The 21753-nt window shown below is 52.9% G+C and carries 20 protein-coding genes; 2 read left to right on the plus strand and 18 right to left on the minus strand.

Annotated features, from left to right (window positions below):
• Positions 1 to 26 precede the first annotated feature (26 nt).
• On the minus strand, positions 27 to 449 hold the full coding sequence (gene arfB, locus MRY16398_RS23520; RefSeq protein ID WP_039078452.1) for an alternative ribosome rescue aminoacyl-tRNA hydrolase ArfB: 423 nt from the start codon (positions 447 to 449) through the stop codon (positions 27 to 29).
• Entirely contained in the window at positions 446 to 991 is a 546-nt protein-coding gene (locus MRY16398_RS23525) for a YaeQ family protein (RefSeq protein WP_079497214.1), read from the minus strand. The genes arfB and MRY16398_RS23525 overlap by 4 nt, the downstream gene beginning before the upstream one ends.
• A 193-nt stretch (positions 992 to 1184) precedes the next feature.
• Between MRY16398_RS23525 and MRY16398_RS23530 the strand changes: the two genes are divergently transcribed.
• Together MRY16398_RS23530 and rof are read left to right on the plus strand one after the other, a co-directional pair.
• Positions 1185 to 1385 (plus strand): YaeP family protein, encoded by a 201-nt coding sequence (locus MRY16398_RS23530; RefSeq protein WP_039078450.1) that lies wholly within the window; start codon positions 1185 to 1187, stop codon positions 1383 to 1385.
• A complete protein-coding gene (gene rof / locus MRY16398_RS23535; RefSeq protein ID WP_039078449.1) occupies positions 1372 to 1632 on the plus strand; it encodes a Rho-binding antiterminator in 261 nt (86 codons plus the stop codon). Before MRY16398_RS23530 ends, rof begins: the two co-directional genes overlap by 14 nt.
• Positions 1633 to 1661: 29 nt before the next feature.
• On the opposite strand, the gene tilS is transcribed toward rof, so the two are convergent.
• The 16 genes from tilS to ispC all read right to left on the minus strand — a co-directional run bounded on the left by tilS (position 1662) and on the right by ispC (position 21746).
• The gene (tilS, locus tag MRY16398_RS23540; protein WP_172600718.1) at positions 1662 to 2951 is read right to left on the minus strand and encodes a tRNA lysidine(34) synthetase TilS; all 1290 of its coding nucleotides are present in this window, start codon (positions 2949 to 2951) and stop codon (positions 1662 to 1664) included.
• Between the two features lie 69 nt (positions 2952 to 3020).
• Positions 3021 to 3410 carry a VOC family protein gene (locus tag MRY16398_RS23545; protein WP_039078448.1) on the minus strand — a complete coding sequence of 130 codons (390 nt, stop codon included), beginning with the start codon at positions 3408 to 3410 and terminating at the stop codon, positions 3021 to 3023.
• 56 nt (positions 3411 to 3466) lie between these two features.
• Positions 3467 to 5605 (minus strand): lysine decarboxylase LdcC, encoded by a 2139-nt coding sequence (locus MRY16398_RS23550; protein ID WP_039078447.1) that lies wholly within the window; start codon positions 5603 to 5605, stop codon positions 3467 to 3469.
• A 106-nt stretch (positions 5606 to 5711) separates the two neighbouring features.
• Positions 5712 to 6671 (minus strand): acetyl-CoA carboxylase carboxyl transferase subunit alpha, encoded by a 960-nt coding sequence (accA, locus tag MRY16398_RS23555; protein ID WP_039078446.1) that lies wholly within the window; start codon positions 6669 to 6671, stop codon positions 5712 to 5714.
• A gap of 12 nt (positions 6672 to 6683) precedes the next feature.
• Positions 6684 to 10166, minus strand: coding sequence for a DNA polymerase III subunit alpha (gene dnaE / locus MRY16398_RS23560; RefSeq protein ID WP_079497216.1), 3483 nt, complete (start codon positions 10164 to 10166; stop codon positions 6684 to 6686).
• 25 nt (positions 10167 to 10191) lie between these two features.
• Positions 10192 to 10788, minus strand: a complete 597-nt coding sequence (gene rnhB / locus MRY16398_RS23565; protein WP_125125292.1) for a ribonuclease HII — start codon at positions 10786 to 10788, stop codon at positions 10192 to 10194.
• A complete protein-coding gene (gene lpxB, locus MRY16398_RS23570; protein ID WP_125125293.1) occupies positions 10785 to 11933 on the minus strand; it encodes a lipid-A-disaccharide synthase in 1149 nt (382 codons plus the stop codon). Before lpxB ends, rnhB begins: the two co-directional genes overlap by 4 nt.
• The gene (gene lpxA / locus MRY16398_RS23575; protein ID WP_039078442.1) at positions 11933 to 12721 is read right to left on the minus strand and encodes an acyl-ACP--UDP-N-acetylglucosamine O-acyltransferase; all 789 of its coding nucleotides are present in this window, start codon (positions 12719 to 12721) and stop codon (positions 11933 to 11935) included. The genes lpxB and lpxA overlap by 1 nt, the downstream gene beginning before the upstream one ends.
• A gap of 3 nt (positions 12722 to 12724) precedes the next feature.
• On the minus strand, positions 12725 to 13180 hold the full coding sequence (gene fabZ, locus MRY16398_RS23580; protein ID WP_004145858.1) for a 3-hydroxyacyl-ACP dehydratase FabZ: 456 nt from the start codon (positions 13178 to 13180) through the stop codon (positions 12725 to 12727).
• A gap of 104 nt (positions 13181 to 13284) precedes the next feature.
• Positions 13285 to 14310 carry a UDP-3-O-(3-hydroxymyristoyl)glucosamine N-acyltransferase gene (lpxD, locus tag MRY16398_RS23585; protein WP_039078441.1) on the minus strand — a complete coding sequence of 342 codons (1026 nt, stop codon included), beginning with the start codon at positions 14308 to 14310 and terminating at the stop codon, positions 13285 to 13287.
• 3 nt (positions 14311 to 14313) lie between these two features.
• A complete protein-coding gene (skp, locus tag MRY16398_RS23590; protein WP_039078473.1) occupies positions 14314 to 14808 on the minus strand; it encodes a molecular chaperone Skp in 495 nt (164 codons plus the stop codon).
• Positions 14809 to 14927: 119 nt separating this feature from the next.
• On the minus strand, positions 14928 to 17342 hold the full coding sequence (bamA, locus tag MRY16398_RS23595; protein ID WP_071193679.1) for an outer membrane protein assembly factor BamA: 2415 nt from the start codon (positions 17340 to 17342) through the stop codon (positions 14928 to 14930).
• 31 nt (positions 17343 to 17373) lie between these two features.
• Positions 17374 to 18723 (minus strand): sigma E protease regulator RseP, encoded by a 1350-nt coding sequence (gene rseP / locus MRY16398_RS23600; RefSeq protein WP_039078439.1) that lies wholly within the window; start codon positions 18721 to 18723, stop codon positions 17374 to 17376.
• An 11-nt stretch (positions 18724 to 18734) separates the two neighbouring features.
• Positions 18735 to 19592, minus strand: coding sequence for a phosphatidate cytidylyltransferase (gene cdsA / locus MRY16398_RS23605; RefSeq protein WP_039078438.1), 858 nt, complete (start codon positions 19590 to 19592; stop codon positions 18735 to 18737).
• A gap of 12 nt (positions 19593 to 19604) precedes the next feature.
• Positions 19605 to 20363, minus strand: a complete 759-nt coding sequence (ispU, locus tag MRY16398_RS23610) for a (2E,6E)-farnesyl-diphosphate-specific ditrans,polycis-undecaprenyl-diphosphate synthase (protein WP_039078437.1) — start codon at positions 20361 to 20363, stop codon at positions 19605 to 19607.
• A gap of 183 nt (positions 20364 to 20546) precedes the next feature.
• Positions 20547 to 21746 (minus strand): 1-deoxy-D-xylulose-5-phosphate reductoisomerase, encoded by a 1200-nt coding sequence (gene ispC / locus MRY16398_RS23615; RefSeq protein ID WP_039078436.1) that lies wholly within the window; start codon positions 21744 to 21746, stop codon positions 20547 to 20549.
• Positions 21747 to 21753: the final 7 nt, after the last annotated feature.

Raw genomic sequence — 21753 nt, forward strand, 5'->3', positions numbered from 1 at the left:
CTTATGAACAGTTCTTATCTCGTCCGTCACTCCTGTGGGCGACGAACCTTCCCTCGTAGCGCTTTTACAGAAGATTTTTGCGCTTTTCCTGCCAGACGCCGCTCTTTCGATGCCCGTGTTGGACGGGTGGCCCGACGGCTTTTTTGCACCACCGTCAGTTCCCTGATTAACGCCACCAGCCGGGCAATCGCCGCTTCGCGATTCATATCCTGGCTGCGGTACTCCTGCGCCTTGATGATAACGACCCCGTCGGCCGTTAAGAGATGATGTGTCGCTGCCAGCAGCTTCTCTTTATAAAACTCGGGCAAACTGGATGCACGAATATCAAAACGCAGATGGATCGCCGTAGAGGCTTTATTTACATGCTGCCCGCCCGCCCCTTGCGCGCGAATCGCCGTAATCTCCAATTCTTCATCAGGAATGCTGACCTGGCGGGATATCTCAATCATGCGTGCTGTTGCCAGGTTGCCAGGTGGATTTCCAGATTGGTTTGAGTGTCGCTCAGCCAGATAGTTCCTTCCTGGAGAGTAGCCTGCAGTGACATTGTCCGCTCCGCCAGCCCACTCAGCATCGCCAGTTGCTCATCATCCAGGTACCAGATACTCAGATTTTTAAATCCAGCGAGTTTGCTCTGGTTCTGCTGCCACCAGATTTGTGCCGCACGCGAGTTATAGGTGAATAGCGCCACCTCTTTCGACTGCGAACAGGCCTTCTTGATGCGCCGTTCGTCCGGCAATCCGAGCTCGATCCACAGATCGATACCCAGATGATCGTTGCGCAGCCACACTTCGGGCTCGTCATCCGCACACAGCCCACGGGTGAACTGTAGCCGTTCATCGGCAAATTTAATCCATGCCAACAGGCGCAGCATCATGCGCTCCTGCGTCTCGGAAGGATGACGGGCAAGCGTCAATGTGGCATCGAGAAATTGATTCCGGTCTAAATCCGCCACATTCACAGTAGCTTTATAAATGGTTGCTTTGAGCGCCATACCGCCTCCTTTGCATAACAGCGGCTATTGTAGCGAATAAAGATATAACGTGCTGTTATCTCTTAATCTGCGGTTAATTCATCACTCTGATAATGACCCGTCGGGTATGGTATAGTCACCTTGCTAAACAGAGTTAATCTTCGTAGGCTTAATGGTATCTCACAGTAAAGCCAGGGTGCTGACAGGAGGACGTGTGGGAAATTATTGTGAGTTAATACGCCAGCGGTATGCGGAAATTGCCAGCGGAGACTTAGGGTATATCCCGGATGCGTTGGGGTGCGTATTGAAAGTTTTGAATGAAGTGGCTTCGGACGATGCCGTTTCAGAGTCGGTCAGGGAAAAGGCGGCGTATGCTGCCGCGAACTTACTGGTGAGCGATTATGTCAATGAATGATACCTATCAACCCATCAATTGCGACGACTATGACAACCTGGAACTCGCCTGTCAGCATCATCTCCTACTGACGCTCGAGCTCAAAGATGGCGAAACTTTGCAGGCAAAGGCCAGCGATTTAGTATCTCGCAAAAATGTGGAATATTTGGTTGTTGAAATTGCAGGAACAACGCGCGAACTGCGTCTCGACAAAATTGCCAGCTTTAGTCATCCGGAAATCGGCACCGTCGTGGTGAGCGAATCCTGACAGCACTTTCGGGCAGCGCTGACTGCCCGTTACTTCTGCCACATTAGCCGTACGCCAGGCTGCCCATTTTCTGCTTTGCCCTCCTGCGTGACAAACACGCCTGCCGCAGCAATCAGCGACTCACCGTAAAACAGTAGTGGTGTTGTATCCCGACGCCAGGGTGCCACGCCCAACTCCTGCCAGATCTTTTTAAGTTTACGGCCACCGTTACGCCCCTGGATGTGCAAAGTTCCCGTCGCCTGAAAGCGTACCGATACCACTTCGTCAGCGCCCGGTGGACGCAGCTCCTCGCCCGGCACAAGCCGCAGAACGCCAAGCCCATCCGGCAACGTCAGCGGCAAAAAAGGATCCGTCCATTGCAGAACTTTTTCGCGCTGACCCGCAAGCGCCTTAACCCACCACAAATAACCCTGATAACGGCGGATATCATGATCGCCAAGGCGCAAGCATGGCACTGCATCCTCTCTGGCTAACGCCACCTCTTGCCAGACCCGTAGCAACATTTCCCGGGAAGGCATCGGCGCCTGCTGCGCGGAAAGCCAACGTCGTAAGATAGCGGCACGCCGTGCCGCACTTAACGTTTCCAGCGCCGCAATCGACAACCCACCGTCACGGTGTGTCGCCGCCGCAAGCTCGTCTGCCAGCAGTTCATCCAGCAATTGCTCCTGCTCGCCGCACAAGGCCGCACTCCGGGCGACCGCATCGGCAAAATGCGGCCAGCGGGCATTCAATGCAGGCAGAACGCGTAAACGCAGGAAGTTGCGGTCATAGGCATCATCAGCATTACTCTCGTCTTCAATCCATGACAAGCCATGCTGCTGAGCCCAGCGAAGAAGGGCTTCACGTGTTTCGTTCAACAACGGTCTGAGGAGCATAGTGTCGGCAAACGGCAGCGTTTCCGGCATACCCGCAAGACCGGCCGGACCACTCCCCCGTTTAAGCGCCAGTAAAAACGTTTCGCACTGGTCATCAAGATGCTGGGCGGTGAGCAGCAATTCTCCGGGGACTAACGCCTGAGTAAAGGCGGCATAACGGGCTTTTCTCGCCTGCGCTTCAATTCCATTGCCTTCATCCACCAGTTGTACCCGATGAACAACAAGCGGTACCAGCCAGCCATCGCAGACCTGCTGACAATGAGCAGCCCAGGCATCCGCATTGGGGCTTAATCCGTGGTGAATATGAATAGCGCGCAGGGAAATGTCCGGCTGCTGCTGACGCCACTGCACCAGACGGTGCAACAGTACTGTCGAATCGAGCCCGCCGCTAAACGCCACCAAAAACTGGCGTTGATGGGCAGGCAAGCGAGAAAGTAAGGGCATGATCATGGCATTAACCGAAACGGAAATAATGCCCGGCACGTTACCGGGCATTCCTGTGACTGGCAAGGCTTACTGCTGATAGAGTTCCAGCGGAAGGTTGTCAGGATCTTTAAAAAAGGTAAAGCGCTTACCGGTGTAAGGGTCAACACGAATCGCTTCGCACGAGACATTGTGCGCTTGCAGGTGAGCAACCGCCTGATCGATATCCACAACGCTAAAGGCCAGATGACGCAATCCGCAGGCTTCCGGCCCACTCGGACGTGCTGGCGGAAAGGGAAACGAAAACAACTCAATGACATACTGGCCATTCAGCGCCAGGTCTCCTTTCCAGGAGTCACGCTCTTCACGATAAACTTCGCTTTGCAGCGTAAAACCCAGGATATCGCAATAGAACGCTTTACTCTTTACATAATCCGTTGCGATGATGGCGATGTGATGTACCTGTTTTAAACCCAGCATAATGTCTCCTTTTGTCTTTGCGCACGTTACCGTTGTGACGGGTAACCCGCAAGAGGCTACGGTCTTTTTAAGACACGTACCCAATAGACGCCATCTTCTCCCCGCTTCGCGCCATGGATATCCGTTTCAAAACCCGGATAGTGCCGCCCTATCGCACAGAGCATTAACAGGAAATCCAAAACCGAGCGGCTCGCTTCGGTGATCATCTCCCCTGGCATCAGTAACGGCACGCCCGGTGGGTAAGGTAAGATCATATTGGCGGAGATACGTCCCGTAAGCCTTTCCAGTTCAATAGTTTCAACATCTCCACGGATTTGCTGCTGCCACGCCTGATGCGGCGTCAGCTTCATTTCCGGCAACACATCAAACGCCCGCAGCATCAGTTGCGGCAGATCGTGCTGGCGGATCAATTTATGGATGCCCTGCGCAAGATCCTGGATCCGCATATTGCGGTAGAAGTCGGGATCTTCGGCATACAGATCCGGCAGCATGTTCTTCACGCGTAAATTGAGATCGTAGGCACGCTTGAACTCCATTAACCCACGCAGCAGGCCCATGGCACGGGTTTTGTCGATCCCGATACTGAACAGGAACAACAGATTGTAAGGACCCGTTTTTTCAACTACCACGCCGCGCTCATCAAGAAACTTCGCCACCAGCGCCGCCGGGATCCCCTCTTCACTCATATTGCCTTGTTCATCCATACCCGGCGTCAGAATAGTCACCTTGACCGGGTCGAGGAACATGTGGTCTTCGTCAGCATCGCGGAAGCCGTGCCAGCTTTCTCCCGGCGCTACCGGCCAGCAATCGGCCTCATTGATCTCCTCGGGCTGCCAGATATCAAAGAACCAGCCATCGGCTTCATCTTTTAACCGCTGCACCTCTTTGCGGAAATGCAAAGCGCGCTCAACCGAACGGTTAATCAGCCGTTTACCGGGGTTACCGCGCAACATTGCCGCCGCGGTCTCAATGGAGGCCACCAGCGGATAGCTTGGCGAGGTGGAGGTGTGCATCATAAAAGCTTCGTTAAAGGTATCTTCGTCATACTCACCTTTCACATGGATAAGCGAGGCCTGCGAAAACGCCGCCAGCATTTTGTGCGTCGATTGCGTTTCGAAAATCACTTTCCCTGGTACCCGCTCACCGCTCATGCCGCTCTTCCCGGCATAAATGGGATGAAAGTTGGTGTACGGCACCCAGGCGGAATCGAAATGAATAGAAGGCACATCCAGCGTTTTTTTAATCCAGTCAGTGTTGTATAGCAGCCCATCGTAAGTGGAATTGGTGATTACCGCATGCACCGGCCAGGTTGCACCTGCGGTTGCAGCAATCTTTTGTTCAATGCTGGCATGGGTGAATTCCCGGCGCGGAATACCGCCCAGAATCCCCAGCGCGTTACGTCCCGGTTTTAACCACAGCGGCGTAACGTCGCTCATCATTAACAGATGGGCCAGTGACTTGTGGCAATTGCGATCAATCAGCAGCGTACTACCCACCGGTGCGGCGTACATACCCACAATTTTATTGGAGGTGGAGGTGCCGTTGGTGACCATATAACTTTGCTCAGCGCCAAAGGTGCGGGCGATATACTCCTCGGCTTCCAGATGCGGCCCGCTATGGTCCAGAAGCGAGCCCAGTTCAGTGACCGAGATAGACACATCCGCTTTTAGTGTGTTGCCGCCGAAGAAATCATAAAACAGGCAGCCAACCGGGCTTTTCAGGTAGGCCGTACCCGCCATGTGGCCTGGCGTGCAGAAGGTGTATTTTCCTTCTTTCACATAGGTAAAGAGCGCTTTGGTAAAGGGCGGCGTGATGTTATCGAGATACTCTTTTGTGTACTGCCCGATACGTGTTGCAATGTCATCGGCCATCCCCAGGGCATATTCAAAAAACCACAGCGCCATCCGCATATCTTGTGCGCTGACATCCAGCGTCGAATGGGTGTTAATAAAGGCATAGAGGGGAAGATATTCGTTAAGCTGGTTGATATCGCTGCATAAATCGAGCGTGTACTCGTCCCAGTCGAAAATGACGCCGCAGATACGCGGATTGTGTTCGATGAATTTCAGCAGGTCGCTGCTGTTTTGTGGCCAGATTATCTGAAACCCTTGCGCCTGGAGCGCCTTCTCAAGCTCCTTGATCGGCTCATCTTTGTAAAAGACGCCGTGCGGCCCCATGATGGCAATAATATTCACGGTTACCTCCTGAAAAAAACCTAAGTTAATCATAGCTGCGGTAAACAGGGGGTATAAAAAAAGCCACAACACTGTGTGGCTTTTCAGAATGATCTTTCAATGCTTATCAGGCATAACCGTAGCTCATCAGACGCTGGTAACGGCGATTACGCAGATCGTCTTTGCTCAGCACGTCCAAATCCGCCAGATCCGCAATCAACTGCGCTTTCAGAGAGGCCGCGATGGCTTCCGGGTTACGGTGTGCGCCGCCTAACGGTTCCGGAATGATCGAGTCGATCAGTTTCAACTCTTTCAGACGCGGTGCAATGATACCCATTGCGTCGGCAGCCAATGGTGCCTTGTCTGCGCTTTTCCACAGAATGGACGCACAGCCTTCCGGCGAGATAACCGAATAGGTGCTGTATTGCAGCATATTCACTTTGTCACCCACGCCAATGGCCAGCGCACCGCCAGAACCGCCTTCACCGATAACGGTACAAATGACCGGTACGCTCAGACGGGACATTTCACGCAGGTTACGCGCGATCGCCTCAGACTGACCACGCTCTTCCGCGCCCACGCCAGGGTATGCGCCTGGGGTGTCGATAAAGGTAATGATCGGCATATTGAAACGTTCAGCCATTTCCATCAGGCGCAGCGCTTTGCGATACCCTTCCGGTGCCGGCATACCAAAATTGCGGCGAATTTTTTCTTTGGTTTCACGTCCTTTCTGGTGGCCGATGATCATCACCGGGCGACCGTCAAGGCGAGCGATACCACCGACGATGGCTTTGTCGTCCGCATAAGCACGGTCGCCAGCCAGCTCGTCGAATTCATCAAATGCGAGGCGGACATAATCCAGGGTGTATGGACGCAGCGGATGGCGTGCCAACTGAGCGACTTGCCATGCACCAAGATCGGCAAAGATTTTGCGCGTCAGCTCTACGCTTTTTTCACGCAGACGATGCACTTCTTCATCGATGTTAATATCCAGTTTTTCATCCTGACGACTTACTGACGTCAGAGAATCGATTTTCGCTTCCAGCTCGGCAATCGGCTGTTCGAAATCAAGGAAATTCAGACTCATAGTATTCCTGTATTAGTCAAACTCCAGTTCCACCTGCTCCGAACCAATGAGGCCACGGAGATCGTTTAATAAACGATCGCTCGGAGAGACACGCCACGTTGCGCCGAAACGTAATCGTGCACGTGCATCCGCCCTCTGATAGTAGAGATGTACTGGAATGGTCCCCGAGCGATGGGGTTCCAGAGACTGACGGAGTCGGTTCAAAAGCTGGTCATCAATTTGCCTGTCCGTCAGCGAGATAGCAAGCCCGCGCGCATATTTTTCACGAGCTTCGTCAATGTCCATCACTTCGCGGGCGGTCATTTTAAGCCCCCCGCTGAAGTCATCAAAGCTGACCTGTCCGCTGACGATCAGTATGCGGTCTTTTTCCAGCAGTTGCTGATATTTGTCCAGGGCGTCCGTGAACAACATCACTTCCAGGCGCCCGGAACGGTCATCCAAAGTACAGATGCCAATACGATTGCCGCGCTTGGTGACCATAACCCGCGCAGCAATCACCAGCCCCGCCGCCGTGGTGACCTTGCCACGTTCGGTCGGGTGCATGTCTTTTAGTCGGTAGCCACCGACGTAACGATCGATCTCTTTTAAATACTGGGTGATCGGATGCCCGGTCAGGTACAGCCCCAGGGTTTCACGTTCACCGTCCAGCACCACCTGCTCTGGCCACGGCTGGCAACTGGCGTAAGACTGTTCCACCTGTTCGGGTTCTTCTGCCAGGACACCGAACATATCCGCCTGACCAATGGCTTCCGCTTTCGCATGCTGATCTGCCGCTTTCAGGGCGTCGCCGAGGGAATTCATCAGCGCGGCCCGATGCGGCCCAAGGCGGTCAAACGCCCCGGACATTATCAGTTTTTCCAGCACCCGGCGATTGAGTTTTTTGGTGTCGGTACGGGCACAGAGATCAAACAGTTCCCGGAAATAGCCGCCGTTATTACGAGCCTCGAGGATCGCTTCAATCGGGCCTTCACCCACGCCTTTGATAGCCCCAATGCCGTAAACAATTTCACCGTCGTCATTCACGTGGAAATGGTACAGACCAGAGTTGATATCCGGCGGCAGGATCTTGAGACCCATGCGCCAGCATTCGTCCACCAGGCCTACCACCTTCTCGGTGTTGTCCATATCGGCGGTCATTACCGCCGCCATAAACTCTGCCGGATAGTGCGCTTTCAGCCACAGCGTCTGGTATGAGACTAAAGCATAGGCAGCAGAGTGCGATTTGTTAAATCCGTACCCGGCGAACTTCTCCACCAGGTCGAAGATTTTCATCGCCAGCTCGCCGTCAACGCCGTTTTTCTTCGCCCCTTCTTCGAAGGTCCCGCGCTGCTTGGCCATCTCCTCCGGCTTTTTCTTACCCATCGCACGACGCAGCATGTCCGCGCCGCCGAGGGTATAGCCAGAAAGCACCTGAGCTATCTGCATCACCTGTTCCTGATACAAGATGATGCCGTAGGTCGGCTCCAGTACCGGTTTCAGACTCTCATGCTGCCACTGTACGTCCGGGTAGGAAATCTCTTCGCGCCCGTGCTTACGGTCGATAAAGTTATCCACCATTCCCGATTGCAGTGGGCCCGGACGGAACAGGGCCACCAGGGCTATCATATCTTCGAAGCAGTCAGGCTGCAGACGCTTGATCAAGTCTTTCATGCCGCGGGATTCAAGCTGGAATACCGCTGTGGTTTCCGAGCGCTGCAGCATGTCGAAGCTTTTCTTGTCATCAAGCGGGATAGCGGCGATATCAAGCGGTGGCTCGCCGTTCTTCTCACGACGGGCGTTGATCATCTCCAGCGCCCAGTTGATGATGGTGAGCGTACGCAGCCCCAGGAAGTCAAACTTCACGAGACCCGCGTATTCCACGTCGTTCTTATCAAACTGGGTGACCGGATGTTGCCCCGCTTCATCACAATAGAGCGGTGCAAAATCGGTGATTTTGGTCGGGGCGATAACCACACCACCGGCGTGTTTACCGGCGTTACGCGTGACGCCTTCCAGCTTACGCGCCATATCAATTAGCGCTCTGACTTCCTCGTCAGCCTCGTAGATTTCTGGCAGTTGCGGTTCCGCTTCAAAGGCTTTCGCCAACGTCATACCAGGATCGGGCGGCACCAGCTTAGAGATACGATCAACAAAACCGTACGGATGCCCCAGCACGCGGCCCACGTCGCGGATAACCGCTTTCGCCGCCATCGTACCGAAGGTAATAATCTGCGATACCGCGTCACGCCCGTACATATCTGCTACGTGCTCGATAACCTGATCGCGTTTTTCCATACAGAAGTCGACGTCAAAGTCGGGCATAGAAACACGTTCAGGGTTAAGGAAACGTTCGAACAGCAGGTCGAATTCCAGCGGATCGAGGTCGGTAATTTTCAGCGCATAGGCTACCAGCGAACCCGCACCAGAACCTCGCCCCGGGCCTACCGGCACACCGTTATCTTTCGACCACTGGATAAATTCCATAACGATAAGGAAGTAGCCCGGGAACCCCATCTGGTTAATAACCTGGAGTTCAATATCCAGACGTTCATCATACTCAGGGCGTTTCTCTTTACGGACCGCCTCATCCGGGAAAAGGAATGCCAGGCGCTCTTCCAGCCCCTCTTTCGACTTCGCGACAAGAAAATCTTCGGTGGTCATATCCCCGGTCGGGAACTGGGGCAGGAAGTATTCGCCCAGACGCACCGTGACGTTACAACGTTTGGCGATTTCTACCGTGTTTTCGAGCGCTTCCGGGATGTCAGAGAAAAGCTCACACATCTCGTCTTCGCTGCGCATATATTGCTGCGCAGAGTAATTACGCGGACGCTTGGGGTCATCAAGGGTAAAGCCGTCGTGAATCGCGACACGGATTTCATGGGCATCGAAGTCGCCCGCATCGATAAAACGCACGTCATTGGTCGCCACAACAGGCAGACCGCGTTCTTCGGCGAGCCGTACCGCCGCATGCAAATAGTTCTCTTCGTCCGCGCGACCGGTACGAATCAGTTCGAGATAATAGTTGTTGGGGAAATGCTCTTCGTAAAACGCCACGCACTGCTCGACCAGCGCGCTATTACCGCGCATCAGGCTTTTACCAACATCCCCCATCCGGGCACCAGACAACAGGATCAGCCCGTCTTTCAGCTCAACCAGCCAGTCGCGGTCAATCCATGGCCCCGCCGCCCCGTACCCACGCTGATAGGCACGAGAAATTAGCAGCGTCAGGTTTTGATAGCCGACGTTGTTTGCTGCCAGTACAGTGAGCTGCGTCAGTTCGTCCGCGAGTAGTTCGCTCTGAACATGAAAATCGGCCCCCACAATCGGTTTTAACCCCGCGCCATGGGCCGTTCCGTAGAACTTCACCAGGCCACACAGGTTGGTAAAATCGGTGATCGCCAGCGCTGGCATGCCGAGCGCGGCCGCCTTTTTCACCAGCGGCCCGGTTTTCGCCAGCCCGTCTATCATGGAGTAGTCGCTATGCACCCGCAGGTGTACGAAACGTGGTTCAGCCATTTTCAGATCTCTTCACGTCACAGAATCAGGACACAAGGCCCAGCACACGTTTGACGGGCGCAAAGCTGCGCCGATGATGTTCCGTTGCGCCATGCTCAGCCAGTTTTTCCAGATGGAAAGCGGTTGGATAGCCTTTATGCTGCGCGAAACCGTATTGAGGAAAAGTCAGATCGAGCGTGGCCATTTCTGCATCGCGGGTGACCTTCGCCAGAATGGAGGCGGCGCTGATTTCAGGCACCCGACTGTCACCTTTTACAACCGCCAGCGAAGGCATCGGCAGTTTGGGGCAACGGTTGCCATCAATGAGAACATATTCCGGAATAATACCCAAACCAGCGACCGCACGCTGCATCGCCAGCATCGTGGCATGCAGAATATTTAACTCGTCGATTTCGTGCGGCTCTGCACGGCCCAGACCCCAGGCCAGCGCCTTCTCTTTGATCTCGTCAAACAATGCCAGACGGCGTTTCTCAGATAATTTTTTCGAGTCATTAAGACCGATAATAGGACGCGCCGGATCGAGGATAACAGCAGCAGTCACCACTGCGCCAACCAACGGGCCGCGTCCAACTTCATCCACACCGGCAACCAGGTGTGTATGGGGGTAAATAAATTCCATCATTGTGCCAACTCCAGTACGGCATCTGCGGCCTGCTCATCGGCATTACAGCGGATCTGCAGATGCAGTTCCCGGAAAATATCGTGCATCGCGTGGCTGGTTTTGCCCTTTGCCAACAGGGGAAGTAACGCATCAGCCAGCGCCTGAGGCTGACAGTCATCCTGCAGCAGCTCTTTAACAAGCTCACGGCCCGCCAGTAAATTGGGCAGCGAAACGTAATCGGTTTTAACCAGACGCTTCGCCAGCCAGAAGGTAAACGGCTTCATTCGATAACCCACTACCATTGGGCATTTCGCCAGCATGCACTCCAGCGCGGCTGTGCCGGATGCCAGCAATGCAGCATCACTGGCGATCATCGCTTCCCGCGCCTGGCCATCCAGCATATGCACGCGCAGCTCAGGGGCCACATCCGCTTTGATGCGTTCAAACTGCTCGCGACGCTTTGCATTCACTAACGGCACCACAACTTCCAGGTCCGGATAATGCTTACGCAACAGTTGCGCCGTACGCAAAAAGTCAGCGCTCAGCATCTCAACCTCTGCGCCACGGCTGCCCGGAAGTAACGCAAGGCAGTGCGCGTCATGGGAAATGCCTAATGTGTCCCGCGCCGCATTTTTATCCGGATCCAGCGGCATCGCATCCGCCATGGTATGACCGATAAAACGGCAGGGAACATTGAATCTATCGTAAAACGCTTTTTCGAAAGGCAGAAATGCGAGCACCAGGTCGGTGGCTCTGCCTATTTTGAAAACGCGTTTCTGGCGCCAGGCCCATACCGAAGGGCTGACATAATGAATGGTCCTGATGCCCTTCTTTTTCAGGTTCCCCTCAAGGGTAATATTGAAATCGGGTGCATCAATGCCGACAAAGACATCGGGTTTAAGCTCGCTAAAGCGACGCGTGAGGTCAGCACGGATATGCAGCAGACGTCGCAGGCGACCAAGCACCTCGACAATCCCCATCACCGCCAGCTCTTCCATTTCGTACCAGGCCTCGCAGCCTTCGGCCTGCATACGCGGCCCGGCAACACCGACGAAGCGCGCATCGGGAATACGCGCTCTCAGTGCGCGGATGAGACCCGCACCAAGAATATCGCCGGAGGTTTCTCCGGCGACGAGGGCAATCGTTAACGGACGACGTTCAACCATTACCGAATTAAACCACGCGTGGAACGTTCAAAAAACGCCATGAACGTTTTCACTTCCGGATGCTGTTCTGCCAGCTCGGCGATTTCAGGTTTCGCTTCATCCAGCGTTTTGCCGCTGCGGTACAGCAGTTTATACGCGTTACGGATTGCGGTGATCGCTTCGCGGCTAAAGCCACGACGCTTAAGACCTTCAATATTCACACCAAACGGAGTGGCGTGGTTACCCTGAGCAATCACGAACGGTGGAACGTCCTGTGCGACACCAGAACAGCCGCCAACCATAACGTGCGCACCGATAATGCAGAACTGGTGCACCGCGGTCATACCGCCGATGATCGCGAAATCATCAACGGAAACGTGGCCTGCCAGTGTGGCGTTATTCGCCAGAATGCAGCGGCTGCCAACGGTGCAATCATGCGCAACGTGCGCATTGACCATCAGCAGGTTGTCACTGCCCACCTTCGTCAACCCACCGCCTTGTACCGTGCCACGGTGAATGGTGACGCTTTCGCGGATGCGGTTGCGATCGCCAATTTCCACGCGGGTCGGTTCACCAGCATATTTCAGATCCTGGTTAACCTCGCCGATGGAAGCGAACTGATAAATCTCGTTATCGCGACCAATTTTGGTATGGCCATTAATAACAACATGAGACTTCAGTACGGTGCCTTCGCCGATTTCGACGTTAGCGCCAACAATACAAAACGGACCAATGTGAGCGTTAGCACCAATAACGGCACCGTCTTCAACAATGGCAGAAGGATGAATAAAGGCGGTTTTATCAATCACGTATCAGGCCTCCCGGCTACGTGCACACATCATAGTAGCTTCACAAACAACTTTACCGTCTACCAGCGCGACACCCTTGAAGCGAGTCAGGCCACGGCGCGTTTTTTCGAAAGTTACTTCCATGATCATTTGATCGCCTGGCACAACCGGACGCTTAAAGCGCGCTTCATCGATACCTGCGAAGTAGTAGAGCTCGCCTGGTTCCAGTTTACCGACGCTTTTGAACGCCAGAATACCGGTTGCCTGCGCCATCGCTTCCAGAATCAACACGCCAGGTAAAATCGGTTTGCCTGGGAAATGCCCCTGGAAAAACGGCTCATTTACCGAAACATTTTTAACTGCGCGCAGAAAACGACCTTCTTCAAAGTCCAGCACACGGTCTACCAGCAAAAACGGGTAACGGTGCGGCAGAAGCTCCAGAATCTCTTCAATGTGCAGAGTATGAGTGTCAGTAGTCAAAATACTCTTCCTGTCTAAATATACTAAAAGGCCATAATAACACGGCCCGCGGCAATCGTAAGAATGCCGACAGGCCGGGAAGTTTAAACGTAGCGAGCGAGCTATTAGTCTTCTTTATTGACTTTACGCTCAATAGCTTTGAGGCGCTTGCTCATGTCATCAATGTTCATCACCAGGGCTGCGGTTTTACGCCACACCTTGTTCGGCTGTAGCGGGATGCCGGAGGAATAAATTCCTGGCTCGGTGATAGGACGCATCACCATCCCCATTCCCGTCACGGTGACTTTATCGCAGATTTCCATATGCCCGTTGATAACGCTGGCACCGCCAATCATGCAATAACGGCCAATTTTCAAACTACCCGCCATGATGACGCCACCAGCAACCGCGGTATTGTCGCCAATCACGACGTTATGTGCAATCTGGCACTGGTTATCAATGATGACACCGTTACCAATGCGGGTATCATCCAGCGCACCGCGATCGATAGTGGTACATGCACCAATTTCAACACGATCGCCGATGATGACACGACCAAGTTGTGGGATCTTAACCCAGGTGCCGCGATCGTTAGCATAACCAAAACCATCAGAACCGATCACGGTGCCCGATTGAATCAGGCAATTCTCACCGATCTCGATTTCATGGTAAATGGTCACATTGGCCCATAAACGGGAGCCCGCACCAATTTTCGTATTTTTCCCAACGAAGCAGCCGGGGCCAATGACAACATTGTCGCCAAGCGTCACGCCGGATTCGATGACTGCGTTTGCGCCAATCGCCACGTTGTTTCCCAGCGTCGCATCAGGATCGATCACGGCCCCAGGGGCGATGTTCTGAGCCGGTTGCGGCGTGGTATCAAGAATTTGGGCCATGCGCGCGTATGTCAGGTAGGGGTTTTTCACTACCAGAGCCGCACTCGTGGCAAAAGGAAGATCGTCCTGCGTCATGACGACAGCAGACGCCTGACAGGCAGCTAAGCTTTCACGGTACTTAGGATTTACCATGAAGGTGATTTGCCCTGCTTTAGCGGATTGCATGGACGCAACGCCGGTGATGACGATATCGCCATCACCGTGTAACTCTGCATCCAACTGTTGAGCTAAATCAGACAGTCGAATTGAAGGCATTACTTATTTAACCTGTTTCAGTACATCAGCAGTGATGTCTTTAACGTCATTGCTGTTGTAGATAGCGGCGTTAGAAGGAATAACCAGATCCACGCCCTGATCGGAAGCAACTTTCTTCACAGCAGCCTGAATTTTGGTCATCAGCTTGCCACGTTCTTCGTTAGAACGACGAGCCTGATCCTGCTCGAAAGCCTGACCTTTCTGTGCCAGATCCTGACGCTGAGCCTGGATATCTTTTTCCAGCTTAGTACGATCGGCCGCTTTCATTGTGGAACCGTCACGCTGATAGCGCTGCATTTTAGTCTGCAGGTCAGATTCCATACGCTGCAGTTCGCTGGCACGGCCACTGAATTCGTTTTTCATTGTCTGAGAAACGCCAGAAGTCTGCGCAACCTGTTGGAACAGGCTGTTCATGTCTACGACCGCAATTTTATCGGCCGCCTGAGCAGACGTTGCCATTGCCAAACCTACACCTGCAGCTAATAACCACTTTTTCACAATTAACTCCTCACCATCCCGTTTGTACCCGAAGGTACCGTTCTTTGCGTTGGCAGGCAGTACGAAGCGCACTGCCTCACCATCACGACACTACTTATGCATTCCTTCGCTGCGGCAAGTTACCAGGTTTTACCAATGTTAAACTGGAACTGTTCTGCCTTGTCTCCATCGTATTTCTTAAACGGCTGGGCGTAGGAGAAAACCAACGGCCCCAATGGGGACATCCATTGTAAGGCGATACCCGCGGACATACGGATATTGCTCGGGTCACTGTAATCCGGTATGCCTAACGCTTTCATATCAGCAGTGTTTTGCCAGTTGGTATCCCAAACGGTACCTGCATCCCAGAAGAACGATGTGCGTACAGAATTCGCATACTTCTCACTGATAAATGGCGTCGGCGTGATGAACTCTACGCTTGCCACGCCCATTGCGTTACCGCCCACGGCGTCATTAGAACTACAGTATTTCTTAGTCGTCGAATCACAGTTATCCAGCCCCTTCGCACCGTAATAAACGGCTTTCGGACCAATGTTGTTGGACTGGAAACCACGAACGCTGCTGGAACCACCAGCATAGAAGTTCTCATAGAACGGCAGTTCTTTACCACTTAAGCCGTCACCATAACCCCAACGTGTACGTCCCAGAACAACCCATTTATGATCGTCATCGATCGGGAAGTAGGAAGCCGTATCAATTGTAACTTTGTAGAACTCGTTATCGGAACCCGGAATCGTCACCTTACCGTTCAGGTTGACACGTGAGCCCTTGGTCGGGAAGTAACCCCGGTCAAGGTTGTTGTATGTCCAACCATAGTTGAAGGTGAAGTCGTTTGCCGTGAAACCGTTATTATCGTCGGTTTTACTGGCGCTTTGACCAATGGAGTCCAGATAACGCCACATCGCCACCTGCGGTTCCATCTTAGACAGATCGTTATGGACATAGCCTAAGCCCACACGCAGGGTATTGTATTCGTTAACCGGGAAACCTAACGTGCCATCCAGACCATAACTTTTGTTGGTGTAGGAAGACAGATCAGCATCGTCAGCTTTAAAGTCATTGTAGAAGATACGCCCGCCGAGACTCACACCATCCACCGTAAAGTACGGGTTGGTCACCGAGAATTCGGAATAGGTCTGGTAGTCGTTCTTCGTACCGTTGATACCCACGGAGTAGCCAGTACCCAGCCAGTTGTCCTGCTGGACACCCACCTGGAAGCTCACACCGCTCTCTGTACCGTAGCCAACACCGAAGTTGAAGCTACCGGTGTTACGCTCTTTAACTTTGTACACGACGTCAACCTGGTCCGGGCTGCCCGGCACACGCTGCGTATCGGTATCTACCGTTTCGAAGTAACCCAGACGGTTCAGACGCTCTTTACCCTGATCTACAAGGTCGCTGCCCAGCCAGGCACCTTCCATCTGACGCATCTCGCGGCGCAGAACGGCATCTTTCGAAGTATCGTTACCTTCGAAGCGAATTTTACGCACGTAATAACGGTTACCCGCATCGACGTTTACATGCAGCTTAACGGTTTTATCCGTATCGTTGATTTCCGGCTGCGACTGAACGCGCGGGTAGGCATAACCATAGCGACCAAGAAGTTTTTTAATGTCATCTTCCATTTTGGTCACTTTGGTGCCGTTATACAGCTCGCCCGGCTGGATTTTGGTCAGGCTTTCAATCTCCGCGGAGTGACCCGCCAGATTGCCGCTAACTTCAACACCAGAGAGTTTGTACTGATCCCCTTCGGTCACGTTGACGGTGATGTAGATACCTTTTTTATCCGGCGTCAGACTCACCTGCGTGGAATCAATATTAAAACGCGCATAACCGCGATCCAGATAGTAACTACGCAGGGTTTCAAGATCGCCCGCCAGTTTCTGTTTCTGGTACTTGCGATCGCCCACCACGTTCCACCATGGCACTTCATCGCGCAACTGGAAGGTAGAGATCAGCTCTTCGGTCGTAAACGCATGGTTCCCGACGATGTTGATCTGTTGGATCTGGGCTGATACGCCTTCCTGGAAGACCAGTTTAAGGTCAACACGGTTACGTGGCAGAGGCGTAACGACCGCCTTCACGCTGGCACTGTATTTACCGACACTGTAATAGAAATCTTCCAGACCTTTTTCGATATCAGACAGTGTAGTGCGATCCAGAGATTCACCAACACGTACGCCTGAAGCTTCAAGGTTCTGCTTGAGCATGTCATCTTTCACCGACTTGTTGCCGGAGAAAGTGATACTGGCGATTGTCGGACGTTCTTTTACCTGAACGAGAAGGGTATCACCGTCGCGGAGTACGCGAACATCCTCGAAGTTACCAGTGGCAAACAGGGCGCGGATGGTGTTACTGATGTCTTCATCATTCACCGTGTCGCCTGGGCGAACCGGCATACTGAGGAGGGCCGCACCAACGGCGACACGCTGCAGGCCTTCGAAATGAATGTCCTTCACTACGAACCCGTCAGCACCGTATACGGTGGCGCTGCTAAACAGCAGCGACGCTATGAGCAACTTTTTCATCGCCATCGTTATTATGCGTTCTTCCTAACAAACTCTCTTACAACCGAGAGAAATCATTGAAAAGTGCAAGCCCCATTAACAACACCAGCAAAATCGAGCCAATGCGATAACTAAAGTCTTGAACCCGCTCGGATACCGGTCCGCCTTTCAGCTTCTCAATCGCTAAAAACAGCAGATGCCCCCCGTCGAGGACAGGTAATGGGAACAGATTGATGATACCTAAGTTCACGCTTATCAACGCGAGGAACATCAGGTAGTAAATCAACCCGAACTCTGCTGACATCCCAGCCCCCTGAGCGATCGAGATCGGCCCACTGAGGTTGTTCAGTTTTACGTCACCGGTTATCAATTTCCCCAACATACTGACCGTCAGCTTCATCAATTGCCACGTTTTGTCCGTAGCTTCAGCGATGGCGCTAAATGGCCCGTACTGGCGTACTGTCTTATATTCATCCGGCAGCGGGATAATTTTCGGCACAACGCCGGCAAAACCCTCCGCCTTGTTACCGGGTTTCGCATCCGGTATTAGCGTTAAAGACAAGGGACTCCCATGCCTTTCAATGTCCAGTGCTAACGGTGTGCCCGGATTATCGCGCACCAGGGTGACAAACGTCATCCACTGCGTTAGTTGCTGACCATCGACTTTAACGATCCTGTCGCCAGCTTGCAAACCTGCTTTGCTTGCAGCCGAGCCTAATTGTACCTCAGCTAATACCGGTTCAATCTGCGCACCGCGTGGACGAATCCCTAATGACGCTACCGGGTCGTCTTTATCAGGTGCAAAATTCCACTGTTGTAAATCGAGAACTTTGTCCTGGCGGTTATTGCTCCCAAACGGAGCCACGCTGAGTGTGGTTTGCTTGTCGCCAATTTTGGCGATCAGCTGCAAACGCACTGCGTCCCAATCAGGCGTTTCGATGCCATCAATCGCTTTAAGTTCCGTTCCTGGCGTAATTTGCGCATTTGCCGCGATGGAATTGGGCGCAATTTCACCAATAACCGGGCGAACACCCGGTACACCGATGATAAACACCAGCCAGTAAGCCACGATAGCAAAGAGGAAATTGGCGATCGGTCCCGCCGCGATAACCGCAGCACGCTGGCCAACGGTTTTATTGTTGAAGGCGTAATGGCGCATTTCCGGCGTCACCGGTTCAACACGCTCATCCAGCATTTTGACGTAACCACCAAGCGGAATGACGGCAATAACGAATTCCGTACCTTGCTTGTCCTTGCGACGCCAGAGCGCTTTGCCGAAACCAATGGAAAAACGCTCGACTCTCACGCCGCAACGGCGAGCAACCCAGAAATGGCCAAATTCATGCACGGTGATTAGAACACCAAGCGCAACAATGAACGACGCCAAATCCCAGAGAAAGCTCAGCATAAAACCGTCCGTTAAATCGTCCTGAAAACCAGTAACAGCAGACAGGCAAATACAGGAACCGCCGCCGTCAGGCTGTCGATGCGGTCAAGTATACCACCGTGACCGGGGATTAAATGACCACTGTCTTTAATACCGGCTTCACGCTTAAACATGCTTTCCGTCAGATCGCCCAGCACCGAGGCCAGCGCCGCGATCACAGAACAGAGTAATAATGTTGATGGCGCAACTTCGAGATTTGCCCACGCACCATATCCCCAGGAAATAATTCCTGCGGTAAACAAGCCGCCAATAAAGCCTTGCCAGGTTTTTCCCGGTGACACCTTCGGTGCCAGCTTATGTTTGCCAAACAGTTTGCCAAACATATACGCACCGGAATCTGCGCCCCATACCAGGATCATGATATACAGCAACCATAACGCCCCGCTGTAGTGATTATCAGCGTAATGCCATGACCGCAGCGCCAGCATACCCCAGAAAAAAGGAATAATTGTGAGAATGCCGAAAATCAACCGTATAGGTTTCGAATTACGCCAAATTGCTGCAGATGCAGGATAACCCAGCACCAGCACCAGAGCGATAACCCACCAGACAAGCGAAGCCCAAAGTGAAACCTCGACGACTGGCTGATGAATATTATGATGGTACTCCGGCAGCATAAACAACATCAGTGCCAACACCAGCCCGCATAATACCGCCAGCCAGACACGCTGTGTCCGTGACGTAAAACCGCTCAGTTGTCCCCATTCCCATGCAGCCAGCATGCAAACGGCAAGCGTAACAATCGCAAAACCCACAGGCGGCAATAAGAACAATGCAGCAATGACAATGGGTATTAATACAAACGCAGAAATCAGGCGATACTTCAGCAAAAGCTACCCCCATCAGGCTTTGTCGCCACCTGGCTCGGTGCCGCCGAAACGACGCTCTCGATTGGCAAAGGCATGCAGCGCACCTTCAAAGTCTTGTTCATCAAAATCGGGCCAAAGAACATCCGTAAAGTAAAGTTCGGCATAGGCAATTTGCCAAAGTAAAAAGTTACTTATGCGATGTTCCCCACCCGTCCTAATCACTAAATCTACAGGTGCCAGTTCATGCATACAGATTTGCTGACTTAGCAAATCTTCATCAATTTGGTCAGGATGCAATACCCCTTCCTGAACCTGAACGGCCAATTGCCGTACTCCCTGTACGATATCCCAGCGTCCGCCATAATTCGCCGCGATATTTAGCGTCAGCCCCGTATTCTGGGCAGTCAACGCTTCCGCTTTACGAATACGCTCTTGCAGACGCGCGTTGAAACGGCTGGTATCACCAATAATGCGCAAACGCACATTATGTCGGTGCAGGCTCTTCACTTCACTGTCCAGCGCCCACACAAATAATTCCATTAGCGCACTGACTTCCTGCGCTGGACGATTCCAGTTCTCACTACTGAACGCGTAAAGCGTTAACGCATCAATCCCGCTGTTGGCAGCAAAAGAAACGGCCCGGCGGACTGATTTCGCACCCGCTCTGTGTCCAAATGCCCGTATCTTTCCTTGTCTTTTCGCCCAGCGACCATTGCCGTCCATAATGATTGCTACATGGCGACAGCCATGTGCTGGCAAATTTTCGCTCATTGGTTGATTCGCAGACAACATAACGCGTTTTAGTCCCTGAAAAGGATTTAGCGGTACTCAGGAATACAAAAGCCTTTACGCAAAAAAGCCGTGTCAACCACGGCTTCCCCTGACAGCCCGACATTAAACAGGCTGATGGATGGCGCAGACTATATCACCGAAGCCCAACGCTAACAAATAGCATGACTGTTAGTGGCTGGATTATCACCAGCTTGCGAAGCGCGTCACTTGTTTTTGCGCTACGTCACGTGCTAGCCGATCTACAGCCAATACATCATCAATACTTTGTGGTTCGCTTAATACCATCTGTTCCAGAACAGACAGATTCAGCGCAGCAATATCCGTAAAACGGATAGCGGAAGCCAGAAATGCCGACACCGTTACCTCATTAGCCGCATTCAGCGCCGTGGTCGCTGCCTGCCCCTGTGCAAACGCATCTATCGCCAGTTTCAGGCAAGGGTAGCGGTCATAATCAGGTGCGGCAAAACTCAACGCGCTCAATTTACAAAAATCGAGGGCATTGGCGCCGGAGGGCACACGTTCAGGCCAGGCCATAGTATGTGCAATCGGTGTACGCATATCCGGTTCACCAAGCTGCGCTAAAACACTGCCGTCCTGATAACGCACCATGGAGTGGATCACCGATTGCGGGTGAATAAGCACTTCCATCTGGCGGGCAGAAGCGTTGAATAACCAGCGCGCTTCAATGTATTCCAGACCTTTGTTCATCATGGTGGCGGAATCAACGGAGATCTTTCGCCCCATCGACCAGTTCGGATGACGACATGCCTGATCCGGCGTCATTGAGGCCAGTTCGGACATAGGCGTTTCACGGAACGGGCCACCAGACCCGGTAAGCAGAATAGACGAAACGCCATTCTGCTCTAAATCAGCGTACCCCAGGTTTTGTTGGATTGTTTCCGGTAAACTCTGAAAAATAGCGTTATGTTCGCTATCCACCGGGAGGAGCTGCGCCCCGCTCTCTTTCACTGCGTCCATAAAAAGACGTCCGCAGGTCACCAGCGACTCTTTATTGGCAAGCAGCACGGTTTTACCCGCGCGGATAGCCGCAAGCGTAGGCACAAGGCCAGCAGCGCCAACAATCGCCGCCATCACCTGGTCGACATCATCGAGCGCAGCCATTTCACAGGCCGCCTGCTGACCACTCATGACCTGCGTCGGGCAGCCCTGTTGCTGTAATTCAGCTTTTAGCTGACGCGCACTGGCTTCATCGTCCATCACCGCAAAACGCGGGGTGAACTCCAGGCATTGTTCCACCATACGGGTAACATTTTTACCCGCAACCAGGGCAGTAATGGAAAAGCGATCGGGATTGTGGCGAACCACATCGAGCGTGCTGCAACCAATAGAACCTGTTGAGCCCAGAAGGGTTAAATGCTTCATGAAACGC

This window comes from Phytobacter sp. MRY16-398 (genome assembly GCF_003925915.1).
Lineage (GTDB): Bacteria > Pseudomonadota > Gammaproteobacteria > Enterobacterales > Enterobacteriaceae > Phytobacter > Phytobacter diazotrophicus.